Source organism: Bythopirellula superficialaquae (assembly GCF_059632245.1).
In genome coordinates this window covers 640,871-664,894 of record NZ_CP197426.1, presented here as the reverse complement: position 1 = coordinate 664,894, position 24,024 = coordinate 640,871, and the positions used below count along the sequence as shown (strand labels likewise).

Sequence of the window (24,024 nt, the reverse complement as noted above, 5' to 3'; positions counted from 1 at the left end):
TCAACTTCCACTATTGTCGATAACTTTGTCCGTTTTCAAAAAACCGCTCAAATAGGAGAGCAAATCAAGGATTTCTTGACGCTCAAAATTGTTCAATAATCCAGAAGGCATAATTGAATTCGGTGATTCAAGTAATTCCAAGATTTCAGATTTAGAAATTCGTTGAATAGTTTGTGGATTCAAAGGGTCTGAGATTATTTCAATGCATGTGTCAGTCTCGGATACCAGCAAACCCGACGCTGTAAGCCCAGAATCAAGTACGACTTGTTTGATGCGGTACTGAGGGTCAACCTTTAAAGAGGGATTAACAATCTCATTCAAGAGCGCCATTTCCCCACTCATTGAATTCACCAAGTGCTGACGGAATTCGGCTAAATCTGGCCCTATAGTTTTGGCTTGGCCGCCTAGACTGTGGCATGCTGCGCAACTTCCTTCCCGAAATAGCATTTCGCCGCGAATTGGTGATCCTTTTTCAGAAGGCTTCTCTAAATCGGAAGCCAAATCTTCAACTGTCCATGCCTTAACGAATTTTCTTGGGGACTTCAAAAGAAATGGGTCTAACCACACATCAATTCTATGCGTGGGCGGAGGCCTTCGAGCCAACCAGAACAGAGCGTTCACGAATAGCTGGCGGATAGGCTCGGAGCGTAGACTGCTTAATTCTGAATCCAAGAAAAAGGCAAGACTCCGACCACGATCAGAAGGATCTTGAATCCAAGCCACGCCGTGTTGCGACGAAGGATCGCCTAAACATAACAAGGGAGAGAGAGAGTTATATAAATTCGTTTGTTCCGGTAATCCTAATTCCCAAGTACACTCCTGCCAGCCTGCGAGAAGTTCATGATGCTCTTGACCAGGGACGGAGCCTAAAGCCAATTTAGATGTCGCATTACTCTCGTCTATCTGATCGGAAGTTATGCCTCGATTCAGATGAAGAATGAATACTCCAACGCCCAAGCTCTGCAAAAAATCTACTCTCTCTGAAACATCGGCACGTAAAGTTTGTGGATTCTCAGGCGATCTAAGGGCCGTGTCATTCCCACAGAAAACGACAATATTCGAATTGGCAATGATTCGATGATCGGCTGGATAGTTGTCTTCCGGGGAGACAACGGCAATCGCCTCGGGAATTTGGTTAAAGAGTTTTGAAATTATGTCACAGCACTTTCGACCAGAAGAAAGAGAACTCTCATGTTCTAAAGAAATAGGAATTAAAGTGGCTTTCGTGACAAGCGATTGTTTCTCTTGGCCCTCAAGGAACTGCAGTGACTCAATTGCAACCGCTGGATAACTTAGTGCTCCCTGAGCTCTAACAACAACGAATAGATTATGCACTCCTTGAACATTAGAAATTACTGTCTCGATCTCATGAAACTTATTCGTTGGCCACTCAGCGATATTGAGTTGGACAGTCCCGAGAAGAATTCCTTTCGCATCGTCCAGCCTCAATTCAATACTTGCAGGTGTGTCGCTTAAGCTAGCAAGATGAAACGATATCTTCTCGATATCAGCAAGATTTACATTCTCGAGGATGGCAATGCTCTCATTTTGAAAGTAGCCAACGGCACCAATCTGCCCTTCAAACACCTCAACAATATCTACGTTTTGAAATTGATCAAAGAAAGATAGTTTCTTGCGCTTTGCGTGGAGTACACAGATATCTCGACCTGTAGTCGATTTTGCCAAGCCATGACCTCGGTCATCATACGTTGCTTCTAGTTCAAGTAGCCCTCCACTGGCTCGCGGATCTATTGGCTCATCGGGAGCTTGAATCACACCTGAGGTTCCACCAACCACTTGCTGCGAACGGTCAACGGCAAGGCCAAGTATCCACTCAACCATAAGTCTTGCTTCTTCGAGTTTGTGTTGCGGATGAGGTGGCATCATAGTGGCACCCCATTTCCCAGAGCCTCCGCTAATGATCTTATTTGCAAGTTGTTCTACATTTGTTGGATTGTTGGTATACTGACGCGCGACCCTCTCATAGGCTGGTCCTGCAGATGTCGCTCCGGTTGTGTGACATGAAAAGCATGTAGTTTTCTTCATCAAAGCCAGGCCTGGATGAATATATGAATCTGAATTGAAATTGTCTTTACGCTGTCGATAATTTGCACGAAGTGATACTAGCCCCTCAGATATTGCGTGATTCTCGGTACTGCCATCTTCTTCATCTTCAACGGTAATCTTATATTTAATAAGTTCTCCCCATTCAAAGAAAGCTCCGTCACCTGGACTTGATATTTCTACGCGGGGTGATGAATTACCGACGCTCACAGTCTTGCGAGCTACTGCTTGTGCGCCCATTTGGTCGGTCACAAGCAGTTCTACGAAGTGTAAACCCTGAGACGTAAATGTCTGGGTGAGTTGGGAGCCACGGAGAGCTACAATCTGTTTTCCATCTACCTTCCACAAAAATTTCAACTCATCCCCAGGATCCCTATCTCTCGATGAACTTGCATCAAAATTCACAGTAAGTGGCTCTTTGCCATGAAGTTTCGATGCGGTCAAATTTGCTATAGGAGGTCTATTACCCCTTCTATAGACAATACGTGATATCTGCGAATCGCGATTGCCGATCCATTTATCACCAAATTCCATGACATACAATGTTCCATCTGCAGCAACTTGAATCTGCATGGGCTTTCGAAAATTGGTTCCCGACATAAAAGGAAAAATATCTAACACGTTACCTTCTTGACTAAAGGCTACCGTTTTGATCCAGTTTCTGGTCCAGTCGTGAATGAATAGTCTTCCTGAATATGCTTCAGGAAGCTTAAGAACAGGGTCAAAACTAGGCAGCTCACGGTAGATCGGGCCAGCCATCGCAGACCTACCTCCACTTCCCAGCTCTGGAAAAATTGAAGAAGCTGTACTGGGGTACCAGAGGAAAGCAGGCTTAGCAGGAGGCAATTGCTTCAAGCCCGTGTTATTCCTGGAAGTATTCAGAGGTTTCTCAGCCTGAAAAGGATCGCCTAACTGAGCCTTGGCAAAATCGTAGTTGCGGTATGCCTCATTAGCGCCGATAAACATGGGCCAGCCAAAATTACCCGGCTCCTTCGTGCGGTTAAATTCGTCGTAGCCTTCAGGACCAATTTCTACTTGCATGGAAATGTTGGGGCCTACATCACCCCAATAAAGCTGCCCCTCGATTTCGTCGTAACTTATTCGGAATGGGTTACGACAGCCCATCGCATATATCTCAGGACAGCCTGCAGAAACATCAGTAAACAAGTTGCCAGAAGGTATCGAATAGGTACCGTCCTGTTCTGGATGTATTCGCAGAATTTTGCCCCTGAGATCTTGCGAATTTGCACTTGTTCGCATGGCATCTCGATACTCATTGCCTAACGTTTGATCTAACGGCAACTCTGCGATAGGTACTGTGTTGTCACCGGTACCAATAAAAAGATCACCGTCAGAAGTCATCCACAAACCTCCGCCCATGTGGACGGCCTCCTTCTGGTCTATGCGATACTCAAGAAGAACTTTTTCTGAATCATAAAGAAGTTTTGAATCTGCTATTTGAAAACGACTCAGACGCAAAGAAGCCCTCTTCTCCGCTGGGCAAAAAAATAGGTAAACAAAACCTGTACTCTCAAAGTCATGAGAAAGTGCCATTCCCATCAGACCAACTTCGACAAATACTCCGACAGGTATATGTCCTAGAAGCTCAACTTGATTTGTCTTTGCATTATAACGCTTGACATCACCATGCCGTTCTACGAAGTAAATGTCGCCGTTCTTCTGCACTTGCATCTGCATCGGATCTGTTGCGGCAGTAACCAGAACTTGTTTCTCGAATCGTTCTGAGTCGATCTCCGAATCAGCGGCGATAGACTTTTCGGCCGAAAGCGACAATGCCGTTAACAAGCATAAACAACTTAGACAGTACTTGAATCTATGGGTGAGCAATATTGTTTTTCTAGTCTCTTGAGCAGTACGTCCTTTGATTGAGCAATGCCGAAAAGATCTCGTTTGAAAGTAGAGTAACATCACACCGATGCTCACCATGCCTAAGCTCCTTGGCTCAGGCACTGATTTGATGGAGCTAAAACTATTCAGGCTACTACCAACGCTGCGCTGCCAAAGAAGAAAGTCTTTCCCATTCACGAGTTGATCGCCATTGGCATCGCCCTGAACTTTGTTGGCGGCACTCAGTCCATAGTTGGACTGCCAAATGATGAGGTCATTTGCATCAACACTACCATCTTGATTAAAGTCAGCAGCTAAACCTCCCGGTGCAATGTTGAACCGACCGAACAGAACCTTCTCTCCCAAGAGAGGGTTCCCAACTCCTGCGAAGTCAGACAACTGCGGCGAAGCCGGAGTGTTGACCGGCAACCCAGACGCCGAGGTATAGTAGGCGTACGTTTGATAAGTCGATCCCTGTTTTCGAATTCCTACCAAGTCCTCATAGCCATCTCCATTGACATCCGAGATCATGACATCATCGGTACCTATGCCAATAATTGCAGCATCATCGATGTAGCCATCGCCGAATTGCCCGGCCTCACTATAGTCAACGAAAACATGACGGGCATTACCTCCAGTTCCATTGGTCCATAAGCGATGAATTACTCGATCATCAATACCGTCTCCGTTCATGTCGCCAAGTAGTATCGTGTCGAGTCCATCGACTCCAAAGGGCTGACCGGCAATCTGCTGGGAATTTTGGTTCGTGCCCGCAAATCCTACCTGATTGTTGCTCAGAAACGATCTCCAAAAGATACCAGCATCAGTCCTGTCTGCGGCCACAGGGTCGTCGATGCCATCACCATCAATGTCACCGAAAAGTACCTCTTCAGTAGCCGTGAAATCAATGGACTGATTTATTCGACCCGCAAGTCCAGGAAATAGCACACCACCAGCACCCGAATAGGAGTAAGAAGTTGACATCTGCCATTGAAGGCCGTTGCCCACATCGACTGGCCGCAGGACAACCAAATCGTCGATACGATCGCCATTGAGATCAGCGATGTGAACTTTATCTCCTGCGGTGCCCCAGTTGCCACTTGCTTGGACTCCGGAACCCCAATTCGCAACCAAGGGTCGATTGATGACCGCAAAACGACTGGCAAGTAATTCGTTGTAGACAACACGATTTTCAGGAGTTCCCGCGCGTGGAATCGGCATGTTGCCAAGCAAATTACTGACCGCTCCAAGATTTCCAGAGGCATCATAAGGTTGCACCGAGTATGTTTTTGTAGGATCAAATGTGAATTGATTGAAAGCTGGAGTAGGTACGTCGCCAATCTGCACACCATCGGCAAATACCTTGTAACCGTGGATGCCGAAGTTGTCGAACGGCTCTTGCCAAGAAAGGAAATCCATTCCCGCGGGAGTGGGTGTGTAGTTGGGGTCAGCCGAATCACGTCGCGCTAATCGCAGAGTAGTGACTCGCTCTGGAGTCTGTGTGTCGAATTCGGATATCAAAAATGCTTCAGTATCCCGCAAAGAGCTGATGTTGATCGTTAGCTGTTGTCCGTTCGCTGTGTAGTTTACGTCGTCCAAGAGTCCATCCTTGGTTACGCGACGGACTTGCTGAATGTTGATCCAATCAGGAACCGAGAGGCTGACACTGACATTGTCTACCAGATTGAATGTGGGTGTCTGCTTAATACCAAAAACTGTTGTTTGCTGGCCTGTCAGATTGACTACCGGCAAAAGCAACGCATGCTCGCTGATAATCGACCGTGCTTCGACATCCGTACGCGGCTTGTTGATTGTCGTATTGTCAATCGTTTCACCGTAGAGCACTAGGTTGCGGACGATCTGCAATTCATGGTGCAAATCTTCCTGCCGAGCATGTTGGATCGGAGTAGTCGATTCGACGTCGCTGTACTTGAAACCAACCAATCCTTTGGAACCACCCATCAGGGCACTCCAAAACTGGACGGCTATTCCCCAGTCCGTCGGTTGCGTACCCCAAGTGCCGGGTGATACACCTTGCGGAGTCCACCACATCCGCAGAGGTTCCACATTTTCCTTCATCGATTCTGCATATCGAAGTGCCTCGTCGATATGATAAGTCGTAAAGATGCCTCCATAGTTGAGCGGAGCATATTGCATGTAGTGATCTATGGTGGGGTGGTCAGAAATCAATCCATATCGCTGACTGTATTTCTCGAAGGCCATATTCATCGTGGTTGGCTTTTCAGAGTTACGCCAAAACGTCTCGTTGAGACGCCACATTGCCTGCGGATTACGATTGGCTTGGTTGGAGGAAAGGTCCGGCTCATCTTCGACTAACCAGGCGGCAATACTCGGGTTATTCGCCTGTGACTGTAAGATGGGCGGAAAGCTGAACAGTGGTGCTTGCTGGCCCAGCGACGAGACGGTATTCAGATCCCATTGATTGCTTCCCGTCGAGGGGAAGTCGAGAGCGTCGATCACCAATCCTTGAATAAAGTGTTTCTCGTTTCGGGCATCAAGCAGGCGCGGAAAAGTGCTGGTCACCGATAGAGAGTGGCCATATTGTAAACGGGCTTGTTCGATTACCTCTTCGTTGTTGGTCAGCGAACTGCCCCAGGTGCCGGTGGGAAGGTTGGGTTCCGTGAGCCGTACCGGAGCGCCCGTGAGAATCGCTAGATTGTTGTCGGTGCGTCGCGCGGCAACTCTCACTGCTAATGGTTTCAGCAGAGCTTGGGGTGAACCATGATCCACTTCAATAATCTTGATGCTGTTAGGAGCAATGAGTGTATTGCCGCCGACAAAGCGGCTTTGGCCGGTGACGTTCTCATTCAGAAACAGATCGTCAATCGAGTAGCTGACGGCATCGTCATTCCTAAGATAGACGTAGGATTTGCTGAGGTCTTGGCTGGGGACCACATTGCCCACGCGTAACTTGGGTGTGGTCAAAGAAAAATTCGGCACGCTGACCGAGGCTCCAGAGTTAGCATGCAATCCTAGATTGATTGAATTGCCCTCTTGGAAGGGTGATGCATTTCCCTTCAGAGTGAGCGTTGCCATTTCTCCTGGTTCGATTGTCAGCGGCCAAACACGCGACCAGTCATAACTTCCAAAAGAACTGGCAGCACTGCCATTTAAGGTGATGTTTGCGTTGGTGAACGTCTCTGGAGTCGACCCATTGTTGCGCACAAAGAGAAAAATCGCCCCTCCCGAGTCGACGTTTCCACCCTCAATGCCAGTATTCGTAGCGCGATGAAATACACCGCCCTCAAAAGAGAGTTGAGAGTAAACTCGGCAATTAGAATTGAAATCCCAAAAATGGATTGCCAATCCTACCAATAGCCAGACAAACCTAGTTAGTCTCGATAGCTTGTCTGGATAACTTTTTACCGGCCCTCGATTAGGATATTTACATACAGGCATTGGATCCACTCAGATAGTTTATTGATATTGCACCCGCCAATTGCTCGAAAACATGTCAGGATGCCTGCTTGCAACCTTTCGTGTTGTGCTGTGAAGAATTAACGATAAAAAGTTGATATGTTTGGCTATTGAGTATGTCTTCGAGACAGTTATGGGCTGACGCTCCTGGATATCTCCGAAAGACGTTTTCGAAGCACGGCTAATCTCACTCTGTAAAGTGTTGCCAAGCAAGCACTTAGAACGATCTGTGTAATTTCTCTGTAATTTTCTCGTTAAAGTCCCCCTAAGTAACACGAAATGTGAGCGGGTCAAGTATCGCAGTTACGAGCTAATGCAGTCGCATAAGGGACAGAAAGATCGATGTCGAATGCTAATATAAGCCCTCAGGATGATTTTGCTCGTGAATTCATCGAGAATCAGGGGAGGCTATACGGCTACATTGCAATTTTGTTGCCACACCGGGATGACGCTGAGGATGTGTTGCAAAGGACCTCACTCATTCTCTGGCAGAAGTGGGATCAATATGACGTAAACCGAGCATTTCTTCCTTGGGCCAGGGGGATTGCATTGAACGAAGTGCGTAATTTCCTGCGTCGGAGTGAACGCCGCAACGTGCATCTTTCTGAGCCCGTGATCGAAATTCTGGCAACCGAAATAGATGACGAAGATCTTGAGTCTAGAACAGATGCCCTCAGTTACTGTCTTAACCAGCTGGCGTCAAAACAGAGGCATTTGCTGGAACAATGCTACTTGGGTCCCAACGGAACCAAGGCTGTTGCCGAGTCACTGGGGAGTACAGTGCCCGCCATTTACATGCGTCTCCATCGAATTCGTAAAATTCTTGTCGAGTGCATCGAAAAGCGATTGACTAGTGAGTTAGCATGAAAATCGATCCTCTGGATGAACACGTCCGTGAAGATTTAATCGACTTGGCAAACCAAGTCTGCGACCAATCAATCAGCGAAGCTGATCGCAGTCGCCTTGAGATCCTACTTTCTGATCATGCCGAACTGCGAGAGTTGTACCTGGCTTATCTTCATGTGAATGCAAAGCTTATTTGGCGTTTTCGAACGGGCGAGCCGACCTCGCGTTCCCCTGATGCGGATTTGCTATTGGACATCAAATCCTCGCAACTTACTAAAGTCGGGGATAAGCATTCTAGCCAGAAAAATGAGTACCGCTTACGGGGACCTGGACTTATTGTGGCAGCTTTGTGTGCATGCATATTTATCGCTGCTATGCTTAATTTCTTCGCATCATCCGATGGCTCCAGAGCCTCGAAACTTACTATATCGGATTTGCCGACTGATAATGCCAATGGTTCTAAATTGTTATTTGTTGCCACCTTGCGCGAAGCTACCGAGGCCGTTTGGAATGGGTCGGGACAACCGATTGACGTAAGCGCTCGGATAAAGACCGGTCAAATAAGGTTGGCAGGTGGAGAAGCTGAATTAGTGTTTGATTCTGGCGCGAAGTTGATTCTTGCTGGACCTGCAAAGTTACGATTGGATTCAACGCGTTCCGTCTTTCTCGAACATGGCAAGCTTGTTGCACATATTCCCCCATCTGCAGTGGGTTTCACTATCCTCACTCCGACTTCTAAACTAGTTGACCAAGGTACCGAGTTTGGCGTCGTTGCCGATGCGTCGGGGGCAACGGAGTTGCATGTTTTCCGCGGCCAGGTTGATCTTCACTATCATGAATCTAAAGATATGCCAAATTCCCCTAGGAAGCTCAAATTGCTGGATCGGCAAGCCCGCCGAATAACTCAGCAGGGTGGAATTGGCGATCAAGTAGAATTTTCCACTGCGCCGTTTGGAAACCTTGCCACTCGAATTGCTGAACCTTTACTCTGGAAAGCTTCTGAGGGCGGCAACGGCCACTATTATCAATTTGTCGTCAGAGATAAACCCGTTACATGGCATGAAGCGGCTTGGCTTGCCTCGAATTCATTTCATCGTGGCATGCAGGGACATCTAGTTACGATCACCTCGGATCGTGAAGACGAATTTTTGATCAAAAATTTTATCCAAGATCTTTCAACTCGCGGAATCTGGATTGGGCTGACTGATGTGCTGCGAGAAGGTGAGTTTCGCTGGATTACTGGTGAACCATTCGAATACGCCAATTGGGCCAGTTGGCCGGTGCAACAGCCTGATAACTTTCGCGAAGCGGATTGGCATGGTGGGGAAGATTATGGCATGTTCACTCGCTTTCCGGATAAGCAGTCCTGGGCTTGGAACGATCTAAGTACAGATAGTATCCACGAGCGGGTTTCAACATATTTGGTCGAATTTGAGCCAACCGTTGATGCGTTACAACATCGCTCAGTTGCTCAAGAACCTATCTTTTGGACAAAAGAAGAAGGCGGTAGCGGACATGCTTATCGTCTGGTACTTTCGCTCGAGTCAAGCGATTGGCCTACGATTAGTCAGCGTGCAACAAACTCTAGTTATTTGGGAGTATCAGGACATCTTCTCACACTGGAGACACCTGAAGAGCGAGAATTTGTTACTAATAATATCCTACGTGTGTGCGGCATTCCTCAGAACATGATTGGATTAACTGGCAGCTTATTGCAGGGCAAATTGGAGTGGATAACAGGTGAGCCTGTGGGAAATTTGGAGATCGATGTCCCGAATTTGCCGACGGATTTAGTTTACGGCATGTTTTGCTGGGATGCCTCCCGTTCCTGGCCAGACGGCTGGAGGATGCAGGCAATTTCTAGTGATGTGCTGCCCGCAGGTTGGTTTGGTTATATCGTGGAGTATGCGATCGACTCTTCCGACGGGTCAACCAAAAAGAGTGATTGATGGCTTGTTATTGGTAGCCTCTTTCGGGCAGAAAGACTACCAGTGGTTCGAGAATAACTTTTCCTTAACGTTCTCAGTTTTTTCACAGAATCCAGCAAAGGTGTTCTTTGTACGAGAATGACTTCTGTGATACTTATCTAATGGAAGGTGGGGGACTAATGAAGCGACTACTTTGTGACTTGTGTCTACTGGTAGCAATCTTCTTCGGATTGCTGATGAGTCAGAGAATACAGGCGGCAGGTACGCCCGTATTCTATGACAGTTTTGATGTAAGTACGGCCGTGATGGATTTAGATTTCGAAATTGGTAGCCCGCGACAAGGGGGACCTTTGATCCCTGTCAACTATCTCTCGAACGTGCCTCAGGTCGATTACCATCATCAATTGGGGTTTGGACCGCTTTTAATAGCCAGTGACGCTGGAATTCCTGTTCCACCACCCGTATTTGCGGCACCAACTTTAATCACACCCAATTACAACTTCAAAGGATTGATTGGGGGGGAAATCTTGGGCAAGTGTATTACCTTCGATATGGATGTAGCTGCACAATTCGGTGGACCTGGAACCTATATTAACGCCGGCATTAGCCTCGGAGCTAGTAGTCCTTTAGTGATGTTGGATCAGAACACTCCACATTTCGGTATCCGTTTTGTGGAAGACAATTCCAGTGGATTTGGAAATTTTGTGCAGTTCTATGATGGTAATACATTAGTTGGCAATCTCCTACCAAATCCGGCGGGAGCCGGGTCTATGAGTGTGCAAATAGATATTGATGACTTGGTTGATGGCAACCCCTGGGATGGTGTTGGTTCCACGACAATCGACGTCTATGTCAATGCAGCGTTAGTGGGCAGCTACACCAAGGGTGGCGGTGGTTATGTTGACAATATCCTCACATTCTCCGGTGATCGGAATTTGGTAAGCAACGGCCTAACGACACATACGGTAGACAACCTCACCGTCTATTCGTTGCCTGCAGGAGTCATTCCTGAGCCAACGACCGCCATATTGGGGTGCTTAGGGATGTTAGCGATTTGCTCAAGAAGACGCTTCGCTTAATCAATGGTTTCGTTCTGGAGTACTCCTAGTTGTTCTGTGTGTGCCTTGCGGCAACTCGGTATGTGAGCAAGATCATTTACCACTGCGACGTCGGGGCAGACGTCACTGTTGCCGCAAGGCAGACATTTCCTGTTGACATCCGCAATATGACTTTTCTTCAGTAAAGGTATTGTTATGAAACTCAGTTTCTTAATTCATCGAGCCGCTTGGCTGCTAGTTATCTTACTCGCGACAAGCGCTGGTAGGGCTATGGCTCAATACACTCCTGTATTCACGGATGGGTTTACAGTCAGTGCTGATTCACTCAACTTGAATCTTGAAACAGCCACTCGGCAAAGTGGCGCACTAGCGCCAATCGATTACGTTGGCATCAAAGGGGATGTCACCAATGATTATCATCACCAAACTATCAGTGCAGCTACCAATGCTGGCCAACCGCTCTTGTTAGCTGGTGATGGCAATCCATTCATTGGTCCACCTGTTTTCGCCTATACAACTATGATTTCCCCGGATCATAACTTCAAAGGGACTACCCTCGATGGAATTGTCGGTAAGCGGGTTACGTTCGACATGGACATCGGTTCGACTTTTGTTGGTGACTTCAGTTTCCTCACCGGTGGCATTACGATTGGCGGCCACCGAACTTTGATTGACAGCGAAAATCAGCAAGCTGCTCAAGGTGAAGGAACGGATGGGCCGTTTTTTAGTATGAATATGGTAGAGACTACCTGCTGTGCGCCTAATGATATTAACGGGAATCCTGTACCCAATTACCTACAGTTTTGGGATGGCATAGATATTGTCGGCAACGTCGTTCCCAATCCAGCTGGCTTAGGAACGGCCAGTATTCAAATCGATATTAATGACCCTGTTGACGGTGATCCTTGGAATGGGGTTGGCTCAACCGATATCTCCGTGTCGATCAATTCCGTACCAGTTTTCTCGTATTCCAAACCCGATGGTGGCTATACCGACAACTTTATCACTTTGTTTGCCAATCGAAACCTTGCTGGCAATGGTTTAGCAACCCATACCTTGGATAATCTTGTGGTTTACGCAGCACCAGCGTTCCCACCTACCATTCCCGGCGACTTCGATGGCGACGACGATGTTGACGGTCGAGACTTCCTCGCGTGGCAACGAGGAGAGTCACCAATTGCCTTTAGTGCCACCGACCTAAGTGAATGGCAAGATGCCTACAATGGCGGTCTGTTGTCGGCGGTTACAGTCCCCGAACCTAATGCAGTATTGTTAACGCTCTTTGGTAGTTTAGGAATGCTCATGAGTGGTCGTGATCGACGGAAACCATGATTCAAGTCAGTCCAAGACTGCTGAACAAGCGTATTCTTTAGTGAACGCATCGTCGGGATCTCTCCCTCCCGACGATGCGGGGTTTTAATATCTGGGGGTGGTGGCAGCCGGCTCAAATCAGCTGCCTGTTAGTAAGGATCTCAATGCCATGAAACTGCTACGGCGTGCTTTCACGTTAGTGGAATTATTGGTGGTGATCGCCATCATCGGTGTGTTGGTCGCGCTTTTGCTCCCAGCAGTGCAAGCGGCTCGCGAAGCAGCTCGAAGAGCACAGTGTATCAGCCATCTCAAGCAATATGGGGTCGCGTTACACAACTACCACGACACCTTTAAAAGCTTCCCACGAGGAGGTACTAATGGTTGGTCCCTCCAACACGACAAGTTTTCTGGGAACCCGCAGGCAGGTAACGAATGGCAAGACGATCATGGTTCGTGGGTCGTACGTATACTTCCTTTTATTGAACAGCAAGCGCTGTACGAGCAAGTACCCAATTTGGATGACCCGAGCAAGTACGATCCCATAGGTCAATGGGTCAATGTCATTCGTAACGGAGAAATTCTTCCTACGATACCCATAGGAAGATGCCCGAGCGATGGATTCGCGGTAGGGGATCCATTCTTTAATTATTCCGGCAATATCGGTCCTGCTACACTTCCTTCTACTTGCGGTTTTAGTGGCCAGATATTTGACCTCAAACTGGAATCGCTTGGGATTATCGTACCTTTCATCGACGCAGGATTTTGCGCTGGCTCGGCGCCAGGAGGAGACGATGTAATGTGTCCTCTCACGGGCATGTTCAGCCGCGTTGGCTTTCACAATGTCAAGATCAAGGATGTCCCAGACGGCACTTCAAATACACTGTTCGTTGGCGAGACAATCGTTGATAGGTCAGCTCATACCTATGATAACGCTCAGATACTGAAGAAGTACTGGGCTGGGAACGATACAGGGACCGCCCATGCCGGAACTTTGGCTTCCATCAATTGGCCTGTCGAACCAAATGTGAATAAGTGCTCTGATAAACCCGGTCCACAGTTTTACAGGTATAACTTCCACGTCACGATGGGCTTCGAATCCTTTCATCCGGGAGGTGTGAATTTCTTAATGGTGGACGGCGCCGTTGCTTATATCAGCGAGTCCGTGGACTTCCGCACCTACCAACTTGTGGGAACGAAGGATGATGGACAAGTTTTTGCGGAATCACCGTTTTAATCTACTGCGGCTATGAGTTTTGATTCATTGCAAGAAAAATGTAATCGAAGGGAAGCAAATTGATGAGGGAACAGTTTATCAAAAACCGCATCGTACCTTGGCAGATATATGGATTGCTGCTGATCGTGCTGGGTTGTGAATCAAAGGGGACTGTTCCCATCGAGCCTAGCTTTATCTTTGATGGTAAACCTTTACAACAAGCATCAATAACGTTCATTCGACAAAGTACAAAAGAAGGCCGAGCCTCATTCGGTCTGACTGACGATCAGGGAGTTGCTCAACTCACAACATTCAAACCTCTCGACGGTGTTCTGCCCGGAACCTACAGGGTGGTGGTGGTCAAGGCACCTGAAAATGCGATGACTTTTACTGAGGAGGAGCCTGATTTAAGTGACCCTAAGACTCTAGCACGTATGTCTTCTATGTCACATTTACAGCAGGCTCCAAAACGAGGAAAGCGTGTGCGGACTACAATTCCTGAAGTTTACTCAGACCCTGGTACGACGCCTCTCAAATGCGAAGTGTCTCACGATCAATTGAAGTATGAATTCGTTCTGAGCAGTGAAGTCAAGTAGAGAACCTTGTCGTCATGTCTTCACCCTCCAACCAAGACGAATCAACATCGTTTGCTTCCCTCGGCACGAATTTATCTCGGCGTAAATTTCTCGACACTGGTGTCGCGACCGTTGTGGCGGGATCTTGCGGGTTTGCGACAACGAGTTTGCTCGGGAGGCCTCCAGTAACTGCTCAAAAAGACTCTGTGCAAGAATTACTGAGTGGGGCAGTCCTAAAAAAGGAGTGGGTCGATCGTTTTCTTGATCCCAAGGCACGCGTCTGGGCCAAGTTTCATCCTGAATATGGATATTTGCTACGTAATACCTTCATGCGGGACGGAGTTGATGGCTGTTTTACTATAGGTCGATACGAAAATGCAGGACAACGCCACCAAGTAAATTTCTCCGAAGATCCATGCCGCATCAACACGTATGGCGACAGTTTTACACAAGGTCACCAAGTTAGCGATGGGGAGACTTGGCAAGAAGTCTTGGCCGCTCACTTCTGCGAACCGATTCGCAATTATGGCATCGGAGGATACGGCGTCTACCAGGCCTATCAACGATTGCTCGATATCGAATCAACCGCACAGGGTGCTCCTTATGTCGTTCTCAACATATGGGGCGATGACCATTTACGAAGTATCATGGCTTGGCGCTGGTTATCGTTCCCCCCTGAGGTCGCTGAAAACATGGCGGGGGAGATGTTCCATGCTAACCCGTGGGATTATGCCCGCTTGGATCCAGAAAATGGTGATTTGATCGAGAAACGCAATCTCTGTCCCACACCTGAATCTCTTTATCAACTGTGTGATCCAGACTTCGTTTACGAGACTTTCCAAGATGATGAAATAGTGCATGTCTTGGCCGCTCAGCGCTATGGTAATGTTCTCAACAAAGAACCATTGGATCGCATGGCTTCCGCCATTCAATTTTCTGGTCTCAATCTCAGCGATCCAGAATCAACTCTGAAAACTGTGGGACAACTACACCATGCTTATGCCACTCGTGTCACGATCAAACTATTAGAAGAACTCAGGAAGTTTTTGGCCGCAAGAGATAAGAAGCTCTTTGTCCTGTTGAGTCATCCAGCAGGCTCGGTCTGGCACCACTGCGCTGGCAATCCTGTCAGCAATCCCAATCATGTTGAGTGGCACTCACAAGCATTACATGACTTTCTTGTCGAGCAAAACATCTCATTTATAGATACTGTAGAAAAACACCTGAGCGAATTTCGCACTTTCCAAATGGATGCTAAGCAATATGTCGATCGCTATTACATAGGCCACTATAATCCTCAGGGCAATCACTTTTTTGCATTTGCTATTAAACAGGAATTAGTGGAATGGCTAGATCCAAAGCCACCTTCTTACCGAGGAGGTGATGACTTGTTGATTCGATTCGAAGGTTATCTTCCCAGCTAGTTTTATATCTCATAGATAAAATCTCTCATGCCTAAGTTTCAATACTTACATTTGAAATACCTTGTTCTTGTCAGCATGGCTGCATCGGCTTTGTTGAACTTTTGCTTGACGGCAATAGCGCATGAGATTGTACGCGACCAACCTTCCGCGGAAGAGCTAGCCAAGGTACAGCCACCCATGCGCGGCTCGGTCGAGTTTGCTCGCCAGGTTGTCGAGCATTTGCGAAATCAATTTATCACCGAGGAAATGCAAGTTTTAGATGCACTCGAATCTAGACTAAGACAGATGGATCACCTTCAATGGGACCATGGTGATGGGGGCAGTTTGAAGTTGGCTGAGTATCAACGCTGGCAAGCTGAACAGGAATTGACCAAGTTGCTAGGGATGTCGAAAAAGGCGATCGAACTCGACTTCCGTAAAGGTCGACTAACACATGATCCTGATACGCCTATACATCTTGACCCTCAAGTCAATTTACTGCTGGTAAAGGTGGTCACTGGCGATGGCCCGACCAGCTTTGTGGTGAAGACTTGGGATCTTACAGCCGAACAGCTTAATTCTCCTTTTACAGTCCCTATAGCATCCGAAGGCATTACGTATCTTCTCTTGAAAATGGAGCAGTTACCCGCTGAAACAACTTTTTCACAAATTGCTTTTCAAGAAGAAGGTCAAAGTCAGCCAAATCATTGGCACGGTTTTACATTCCTCACTAAGCCTTGGGGAAACTTGGCCGTGGAGGTCTTTGACGAGAATGGCCAGCCTACGCCGGTTCTGATGAGGCTCCAGTCGAAACATGGCAAACAGCTCTGGGAACCACCTGGTTCTGTAGATCTGCGACCACTCTTGAATGATGTGGTTCCGCATTTATCACAACTTGGCCGGGGCTACATGTTTTTCTTGCCTGGAGACAATCGTGGACGATATTGGATCGTTCCTCGCAAATTGGAAACAGTTCTCCCGGCAGGCGATTGGGAAATGCGTATCCTTCATGGGATTGAGTATGAACCCATTCAGAGAGACATTCAAATTGAATCTGGCAAGTGGTCTCGGCATAAGTTTCAACTTCGGCGCTGGACGAATATGCCCGACCGCGGCTGGTACTCTGGAGATGATCACGTTCACTCACGTCTCACCAGCAGTGAAGATGCTGAGAAGTTACTCGATTACACCCGAGCAGTAGACATACACGTTGCCAACATTCTGGAAATGGGAGATGAGAAGCGCACCTATTACGCACAACGCGGTTTCGGCCCGGAATTTCGCGTTCACTACAAGGATCATTGGCTGGTTCCTGGCCAAGAAGATCCTCGCTCCGTGCTAGGCCATGTGATCGGCCTGAACCTAAAAAGTCGGGTCCGCGACTTGAATCAGTATTTGCAGAACGATTGGGTTGCCAACGAGATCCACAGCCAAGGAGGTCTGTACGGCCACACACATATGGGTGCTAACGCATGTTTTGTCAATCGCCAAATGGCGCTCTTCACACCGCTTGAAATCGTTGATTTCAACAGCATCATGCAGGCTAACCTAGGGACAGATCTCTATTACGATATGCTCAATTTGGGTTTTCGAATGACGGCCTCTGCAGGTGCGGATACGCCCTACGGCGGCACTATCGGAGCAGTACGCGTTTACGCCTACACTGGTACTCAAGACTCGTTCAATCCAGACAACTGGTTCGAAAGTTTACGAGCCGGTAAGTCTTTTGTTACTACCGGTCCAATGTTGGATTTTCGAGTGAACGATGCTCTCCCAGGCGAGGAAATTGACGTGGGCGATAGCGATGCCCCATTGCAAGTATCTGTAAAAGCGGACGGACTTACTGGTGCATCGGCTCCCGTGCGTTTGCGATTAGTGCGATTCGGAGAAACGTATCAAGAAGTCATAGCAGATAGTTCTAACCAAACAGAATTAGAAATTAATACTATGCTTGAGCCCGGTTATGGCTGCTGGCTCGCAGCCCATGCTGTTGGTCGAGATGGCTCCGAAGCGCACACAACACCAATTTATGTCTCACGCCCTGGTTATCGACATTGGGATCCAGAACTCGCAGAACGATTAATTGCTGAACAAGTGGCTTCACTCGATGAGATCGAACAGGCCCTGAGCGATTCGGAAGCAGTCATGAGTAACAGTCCAAATCCTTTGGATTATTGGAACGCCCTGAATGCTCGACAGGCAGGTCCAGTTAGAGAGCGCATTGCGAACGCCAGAAATTATTATGCGAGATTGTCACAGACTCTCAGCACCGAAAGAATGAAACGAAATCATGCCGACCACCACATTCAACTCGATGCCTCAGAGGCCATCCCAAGTCAAGTTAAGTAGTTCCCTAATCAGCTAAGTTGTGGCATTAACTAAAGAAAATGTATTCGTTGCGAGAACGCACCAAGATATTAATTGACACCAGACAATCAACCGAGATTCTCGACAAACTAAGGGATACCATGTCGCGCAAACAGTTCCTGCTCAAGCTCATCGATCTTTTCAAAGAAAATTCATCTATCGAGATATCATCTCGCGGCTCTAATAAAGCTCTGCAACTAAGAAAATTCTCATTTTTTGAAATGTTGGAAGATAGGCGACTCTTAGCGATCGTCAATTATCCAATGACGAATGCTGGGTTCGAGTCACCGGAACTTTCGGAGGCCAATAGCTTTTTTGCCGGTATAAATAATTGGGGGCAAACAGGAGGTATTGGAACCACGTTCGAGGCCCCTTGGGTTCCTGCCTCGCCGGCTCCCGAAGGAGAACAATTTGCTTGGGCTGATCTTGATAACTGGACCATGTTCCGCGCTGGGCCCACAATTGCCGCTAACACGCGGTATTTCTTGACTCTTGATTTATTTCCGCTTGCGTCAGGAACAAATCGAGCGGAAATTTATCTTCAAGAATCTATTGGCTTTACCAACTTGGGAACCGCTGTATATCACCCTAGCTGGAACGCGAGCCGGGAAGATTTCGAGTTGCCAGCAGGTCAATGGTCGACTGTGACCGTCTCATTTAATAGCGCGGAATTTGCTTCCTTTGTTGGACGGGGTACCCAAATTTACATCGGTGGTTCTCGACTAGCTATCGACAATGTGCGTCTTACCATCGACGATACGGTCCACGATTTTTACATTAGTAGTTCTGGCGGCAGCGACTCGAACGATGGGTTTTCCGCAGAGACTCCCTGGAGTGATTTTAGCAGTCTCGCGGCTTACAAATCTCTCCTGCCTGGAGAGCGGGTCTTGCTGAAGGCCGGTGACACTTTTACTGAGCAACTCAACATACGTGGTAAAGGCACATCTTTGACACCTATCGTTCTCAGTAGCTACGGTGCTGGTGCAAATCCAATAATTCGACCGAACGATATTGTCAATGGCGTAGGGGTGACCTGGAACAACGCAAGTTTCGTCAACATCAACAATATTGATGTAGAGCAATCCAAGCTGGGCATCTACCTGCGTTACGAGTGGACCGATTCTGGTAGCACTAATGTGACAGTTGAAAACTGTAACTTTCGCGATTTTCCCGACGCGACACTCGATCCCAGCATGCATAACTTTGAATTCTCCTGGTCGGCTGGAATATGGGTGGGTGGGCAACCGTGGAACTCAGCTGAGTTTGCAACGCGTCTCAACAATCTAACAGTTCGTAACATAACAGCCGACAATATTGGCGTTCTATTCGGTACTGGGTGGTATTACCCAGGAATATACAAGAGTCGCATCACTAATTTTCTGATGGAAGATTGCCTTGCTACGAATTGTCTTAATGGTAGCTTTCAACTCTTCTATGTCGACGGTGGGATAGTGAGACGTGTCCATGCTATCGGGGGCGGCGGAAAGGACACATGGTCTGGATTGACGATGGGTTTTGCTCAATCATCGAAGAACTTAGTGATTGAGGATTGTGAGTTTTCTCTTCTTGATAGAGGACAAGCCGGCGATGGAAGCGGTATGGATTTTGAAGGCAACAACGAGAACATTATCTTCCGTCACAACACGATTCATACCAATGACGGGGCCGCCCTACTCATCCTGAGCACGGATGGACCGAATACGAATCTCACAATTACAGATAACGTCTTTTATAACAACGCCCGCGACCCTTGGAACAATACGATCAATAGCGAAATTCAAGGCAGTCTTGCTGCTAATACAGGAACGATTTCCAATAACGGTATCTATCGTGGCGACTCTGATATCGGCTTTCTCTCTGCCACCAATTCAAACTGGAATGGATTCACGATTACGAATAATCGCCAGCTAGACTATGCAGCCGTCAAGAATCGGCCTACTTGGTGGAATTTCAACACCAACGGTGATCTGGAAGGTTGGAACGGCTTCAATCACTGGAGTAACCCTCAAGTGACAGGTGGTGCCTTGATGGGACAGAGCGCGAATTCGGACCCGTACGTGCAATCGCCTCCTACTTGGGTCAACAGCACCCAGACTCCCTATTTTTGGGTTCGCATGAGCCAAACCGCTGGCAGCTTCGCCCAGGTCTTCTGGGTCACTGAGACTGACGGTGTCTGGAACGAAGCCAAAAGCGTGTATGTGCCAATTACGCCCGACGGCAACATGCATGATTACTTCGTGAATCTGGATGAAGCGGGTGCTAAGGGAATAATTACACAAGTTCGCATCGACCCGACCGTGGTCGCTGGTTCTAGCATGGCAATTGATTTTATTCGGTTGACGGACAGCGATGATATCAATCAATCGCCTCCACCGGGGCCATCCCCTGATCCCACCGAAGTAGTTTACACATCGATTTCCGCGGAGGATGGCCATATTCTTGAATCTGCCCAAAATAGTGGTGTCGGTGGGACCATCAGCTCCAGCAGCACGACCTTCCGGCTAGGCGACGATTCCAGTAATCGAGCTTATCGTCAGTTCCTGTCTTTCGATACTTCGTCGCTACCCGACAATGCAATCGTTACCCAGGCTACCATAGGCATCACGCGCATCGGCAACCCATCGGGGAGCATACCCATCGGTGTAGCAAACTCGCAGTTCGGCGACATTTTGGTCGACCTTGCCACTCCCGGCTTTGGTACTGACGCGCTCGTCTCAACCGATTGGGAAGCGTCAGCCACCAAGTTGGCAGTTTCGAAGTTTGCCTGGCCCGCATATTCCGATCAACAGACGATCTATAGTCGATTGGAAAGCCCTGACAACGATTTCATCAATCTCACGGGCAAGACACAGTTCCGTATTCGCTACCAGAATGACGACGACAACGATGGCGTCGCGGACTACATGTCTTATGCGACCTCGAATCACTCTACTGCTGCATTTCGACCGACTTTGACAATTCAATACATAATCCCAGCCCCGGAGCCGGACTCAGCCGATTTCGATTCGGACGGAGATATCGATGGCCGCGATTTCCTGACTTGGCAGCGAGGGTATGGAGCGGTAGGGACAGGAACCAAGGCTACCGGCGATGCAGACAATGATGGAAACGTCGATAGCGCTGATCTTATCATTTGGCAGAATCAATACTCCACAACCCCTCCGCTATCTGCAATTACGAGCGATGAGCTCCCACCCCCTGCAGCAACGCTTCTTGCCGGCGAGGAGAGCACAAACACCAGTCTCTCTTCCAGCGTCTTTCTGAGCTTCTCCACTGGACAACGGCATGCGTTAGAAAGCAGTGATGTCCTATTTGAGGAACTAGATCGTGATGATGCTGCCGTAATGGCTGCAACAAACATATCGAGAAACGATTCTAGTCAACTAGCGTTTGCGTCAGAGACAAACTTCTCGGCTAGTGATTCTGTGATCGATCAGTTTGCTATTGAAGATTCAGATTCTTTGGAAATATTGGACGCGGCCTTTGATGTTAAGCTTGTCTAAAAGTATTGACTGATGCAGGCCCCGAGATTTTGACCACAATTCTGAACCGGAAGGTTCTCCGCATGTTATCTCGATTCTCAATCCTACTCTTCTTGTATGTCGGTTGGGGTATTCCTGTTTGCATCTGGGGAGCATCCCACGAATTCGTAGTTACGGATGAGCTTCTGGCTCCAAAGCCGATCAGCCCACGTCTCTACGGGAATTTCATCGAGTTAGGATACGGCCTGCAAGTCGAACCTATGTGGAGCGAGATGCTCTTTAATCGCAGCTTCGAACCATTCACGCCTTACAAATCTATCAGTGTGGAATGGTTCGATCTATGGAACAAGCCAGGCGATCCGGCTCAAGGTTACAAGACAGATTGGCGTGGCGAGGATTGGTACCACTCCGGCTACGAGCATAATCCCTGGTTCGCCGCGCCTGGTATTGGGGGTATTTTGCCGATTGATGATCAGTCGAGCTTTCTCGTTCAAGAAAATTCCACGGGCGATGTCCAACTGACTACTCACGCGGGTGGCTCAGGGCATGGTAGCCAATACCTACTTGTCGAGAATCGTCAGACTTCAGCTTCGGGGGGACTTGCTCAAGAAGGGAAATTACTTCGACCTGGCACAACTTACAAATTCCGAGGCAAGTTTCGCTGCTCAAAAAAGTTGATGGGCGCAGAGTTACGGCTTTATGCGACGGGCAAATGGGACAGGCCTATCATACAAATACCGCTGGGAGAGATCTCATCAGACTGGACGGAAAAAACTGTATCGCTCACGAATAGATCATTTGACGGCTGGGCAACGCTCGCGATTTGGTTACCGCCGAGTAGCTCGCTGGAGGTCGACGATTTTTCTTTCATGCCAGTAGAAAATTTTCATGGTTGGCGCACTGACATTTTGGCTCCACTCGCAGACATACGGCCTGGTGTGATGCGATTTCCCGGTGGCTGTTTTGCTTCCTTTTACAATTGGCGTGACGGTGTTGGCCCAGCTGGCGAGCGAAAGCCGCAGCCGTCTTATTTTTGGGGTGGGCAGAATTACAACGATGTAGGGACAGCCGAGTTAGCGATGCTGTCTCAAAGAATTGGCGCTGAGATGATGTACTGCGTTAACGTACATCATCCTAACAAGCCCGATTATGAATGGTATTTTGGAGAAAACGGGGCGCCTCCTGGAAAGCACGGGTACAACTTTCAATTATTTCGCGACGTACAGGAAGGTGCAAACCGTGCCGCTGAGTTGGTCGCTTATTGTAATCTGACCGCCGGCGAGCATCCGCTGGCTGATCTCCGTGCTTCGCATGGCTATCAGGAACCTTTTGGAATCAAGTATTGGGAACTTGATAACGAGGTGCATCGCTGGTTTGAGCCAGAAGAGTATGCACGTGCTGCCGTCACTTATAGCCAAGCCATGAAGAAGGTGGACCCGACGATCAAGTTGGGGCTAGTCACCTACGGTGAAAGATTAAACCAGGACGGTAGTCCCCGCTTACATTTCCAGGACTATGTGCCCCAGATGTTGGAGATTGCTGGTGAGCATATTGATTTTCTCGCTGATCGTGGCCCCAGCGAATTTTCTTATCTTGAACGAATGATTGGGCATCTCCGAAGTTTCAATGCCACCCACGGAACATCGCTGGTGTACTGCGAAACGGAAAAGCTATTTTACGAGCAGTTTCCCGATGTTCAGAACCGCATTCAATCTGAAAGTGGTTTTACGAAGTCTTATATGTTCAGCAAGTGGTACTACGCTATGAAGGTCCTAATGGATTACATGGCCTATCAGCGACTTGGCGGCGAGATCGATTTTGTGATCTTCAATAATCTCGCAAACACACATAGCCAATGCGTGTTCGAAACTCCAAAAGAGGGAGTATTTTTAACAGCGGCAGGAGTGGCAATGCGCGAGCTTTCACATTCTCCAGCGGCTTGGCCCTTGCAGTTCAAAGGCTACAAGGCCCGATTCGATGACAATTTCCAGGTCTCTGCTGCCTGGGATCGTGAGCAAAAGCACTTAGTAATTTATGTGCTCAATCGTACTCAAGACTCACAAAAGTCAAACTTTGACTTGCAACAGCTCAAGCGAGACTTTTCCAAAGGTGAGAAGACGACTCTCTCAGCCTCGGGGCCGTTCGAAATGAATACACTTACTCAGCCAACGGAAATTAGGCGGGACCTGGAGAAGGTGGGTCTGGAATCTGCCAAGTCATACTTGTTGGAAGTCGGTCCGTGGTCATTCACTCAGGTGATACTAAGTTGCAAGTAAAGACTTTGCGAGAATAAAGGCTACGGTCCAAGTCTCAAAAATTCCTAGATTACATCGCAATTCCTAATTGAAGACATGGCCTCTAGCCTTTTGATGAGGGTAAGACATGACCCAACTACCATGCAGGGATTGTAAATTCAACAGGGTGGATGAGTGCTCATTGTAAGATTCTAATTGTAATGCATGTCCTCAAATGAACGGAAGTTCCCTACGTC

General features: G+C 48.0%; 11 protein-coding genes. 10 read left to right on the top strand and 1 reads right to left on the bottom strand.

The window, feature by feature from the left end:
• The gene (locus tag SH678x_RS02835) at positions 1 to 7,239 is read right to left on the bottom strand and encodes a PQQ-dependent sugar dehydrogenase (protein WP_496921369.1); all 7,239 of its coding nucleotides are present in this window, start codon (positions 7,237 to 7,239) and stop codon (positions 1 to 3) included.
• A gap of 453 nt (positions 7,240 to 7,692) precedes the next feature.
• Here SH678x_RS02835 and SH678x_RS02830 point away from each other — a divergent pair, with 453 nt between their 5' ends.
• The 10 genes from SH678x_RS02830 (at position 7,693) to SH678x_RS02785 (ending at position 23,809) form a co-directional block, all read left to right on the top strand.
• Positions 7,693 to 8,217 carry a sigma-70 family RNA polymerase sigma factor gene (locus tag SH678x_RS02830; protein ID WP_496921368.1) on the top strand — a complete coding sequence of 175 codons (525 nt, stop codon included), beginning with the start codon at positions 7,693 to 7,695 and terminating at the stop codon, positions 8,215 to 8,217.
• Complete coding sequence (locus tag SH678x_RS02825; protein WP_496921367.1) at positions 8,214 to 10,145, top strand: lectin-like protein; 1,932 nt, start codon at positions 8,214 to 8,216, stop codon at positions 10,143 to 10,145. The genes SH678x_RS02830 and SH678x_RS02825 overlap by 4 nt, the downstream gene beginning before the upstream one ends.
• A gap of 158 nt (positions 10,146 to 10,303) precedes the next feature.
• The gene (locus tag SH678x_RS02820; protein WP_496921366.1) at positions 10,304 to 11,203 is read left to right on the top strand and encodes a hypothetical protein; all 900 of its coding nucleotides are present in this window, start codon (positions 10,304 to 10,306) and stop codon (positions 11,201 to 11,203) included.
• Between the two features lie 174 nt (positions 11,204 to 11,377).
• Complete coding sequence (locus SH678x_RS02815; RefSeq protein WP_496921365.1) at positions 11,378 to 12,514, top strand: hypothetical protein; 1,137 nt, start codon at positions 11,378 to 11,380, stop codon at positions 12,512 to 12,514.
• Positions 12,515 to 12,662: 148 nt separating this feature from the next.
• Positions 12,663 to 13,727 carry a DUF1559 domain-containing protein gene (locus SH678x_RS02810; protein WP_496921364.1) on the top strand — a complete coding sequence of 355 codons (1,065 nt, stop codon included), beginning with the start codon at positions 12,663 to 12,665 and terminating at the stop codon, positions 13,725 to 13,727.
• A 62-nt stretch (positions 13,728 to 13,789) separates the two neighbouring features.
• Positions 13,790 to 14,302 (top strand): peptidase associated/transthyretin-like domain-containing protein, encoded by a 513-nt coding sequence (locus SH678x_RS02805; protein ID WP_496921363.1) that lies wholly within the window; start codon positions 13,790 to 13,792, stop codon positions 14,300 to 14,302.
• 14 nt (positions 14,303 to 14,316) lie between these two features.
• Complete coding sequence (locus tag SH678x_RS02800) at positions 14,317 to 15,705, top strand: SGNH/GDSL hydrolase family protein (RefSeq protein ID WP_496921362.1); 1,389 nt, start codon at positions 14,317 to 14,319, stop codon at positions 15,703 to 15,705.
• Positions 15,706 to 15,732: 27 nt separating this feature from the next.
• Entirely contained in the window at positions 15,733 to 18,033 is a 2,301-nt protein-coding gene (locus SH678x_RS02795; protein WP_496921361.1) for a CehA/McbA family metallohydrolase, read from the top strand.
• Positions 18,034 to 18,152: 119 nt separating this feature from the next.
• Entirely contained in the window at positions 18,153 to 21,554 is a 3,402-nt protein-coding gene (locus SH678x_RS02790) for a right-handed parallel beta-helix repeat-containing protein (RefSeq protein ID WP_496921360.1), read from the top strand.
• Positions 21,555 to 21,616: 62 nt separating this feature from the next.
• A complete protein-coding gene (locus SH678x_RS02785; protein ID WP_496921359.1) occupies positions 21,617 to 23,809 on the top strand; it encodes an alpha-L-arabinofuranosidase family protein in 2,193 nt (730 codons plus the stop codon).
• The last annotated feature ends 215 nt before the right edge of the window (positions 23,810 to 24,024 follow it).

Bases quoted from the DNA above. Each gene is read 5' to 3' on its own strand.
- SH678x_RS02810 (WP_496921364.1), top strand. From the start codon at position 12,663: ATGAAACTGCTACGGCGTGCTTTCACGTTAGTGGAATTATTGGTGGTG.
- SH678x_RS02830 (WP_496921368.1), top strand. From the start codon at position 7,693: ATGTCGAATGCTAATATAAGCCCTCAGGATGATTTTGCTCGTGAATTC.
- SH678x_RS02785 (WP_496921359.1), top strand. From the start codon at position 21,617: ATGTTATCTCGATTCTCAATCCTACTCTTCTTGTATGTCGGTTGGGGT.
- SH678x_RS02800 (WP_496921362.1), top strand. From the start codon at position 14,317: ATGTCTTCACCCTCCAACCAAGACGAATCAACATCGTTTGCTTCCCTC.
- SH678x_RS02805 (WP_496921363.1), top strand. From the start codon at position 13,790: ATGAGGGAACAGTTTATCAAAAACCGCATCGTACCTTGGCAGATATAT.
- SH678x_RS02790 (WP_496921360.1), top strand. From the start codon at position 18,153: ATGTCGCGCAAACAGTTCCTGCTCAAGCTCATCGATCTTTTCAAAGAA.
- SH678x_RS02825 (WP_496921367.1), top strand. From the start codon at position 8,214: ATGAAAATCGATCCTCTGGATGAACACGTCCGTGAAGATTTAATCGAC.
- SH678x_RS02815 (WP_496921365.1), top strand. From the start codon at position 11,378: ATGAAACTCAGTTTCTTAATTCATCGAGCCGCTTGGCTGCTAGTTATC.
- SH678x_RS02795 (WP_496921361.1), top strand. From the start codon at position 15,733: ATGCCTAAGTTTCAATACTTACATTTGAAATACCTTGTTCTTGTCAGC.
- SH678x_RS02820 (WP_496921366.1), top strand. From the start codon at position 10,304: ATGAAGCGACTACTTTGTGACTTGTGTCTACTGGTAGCAATCTTCTTC.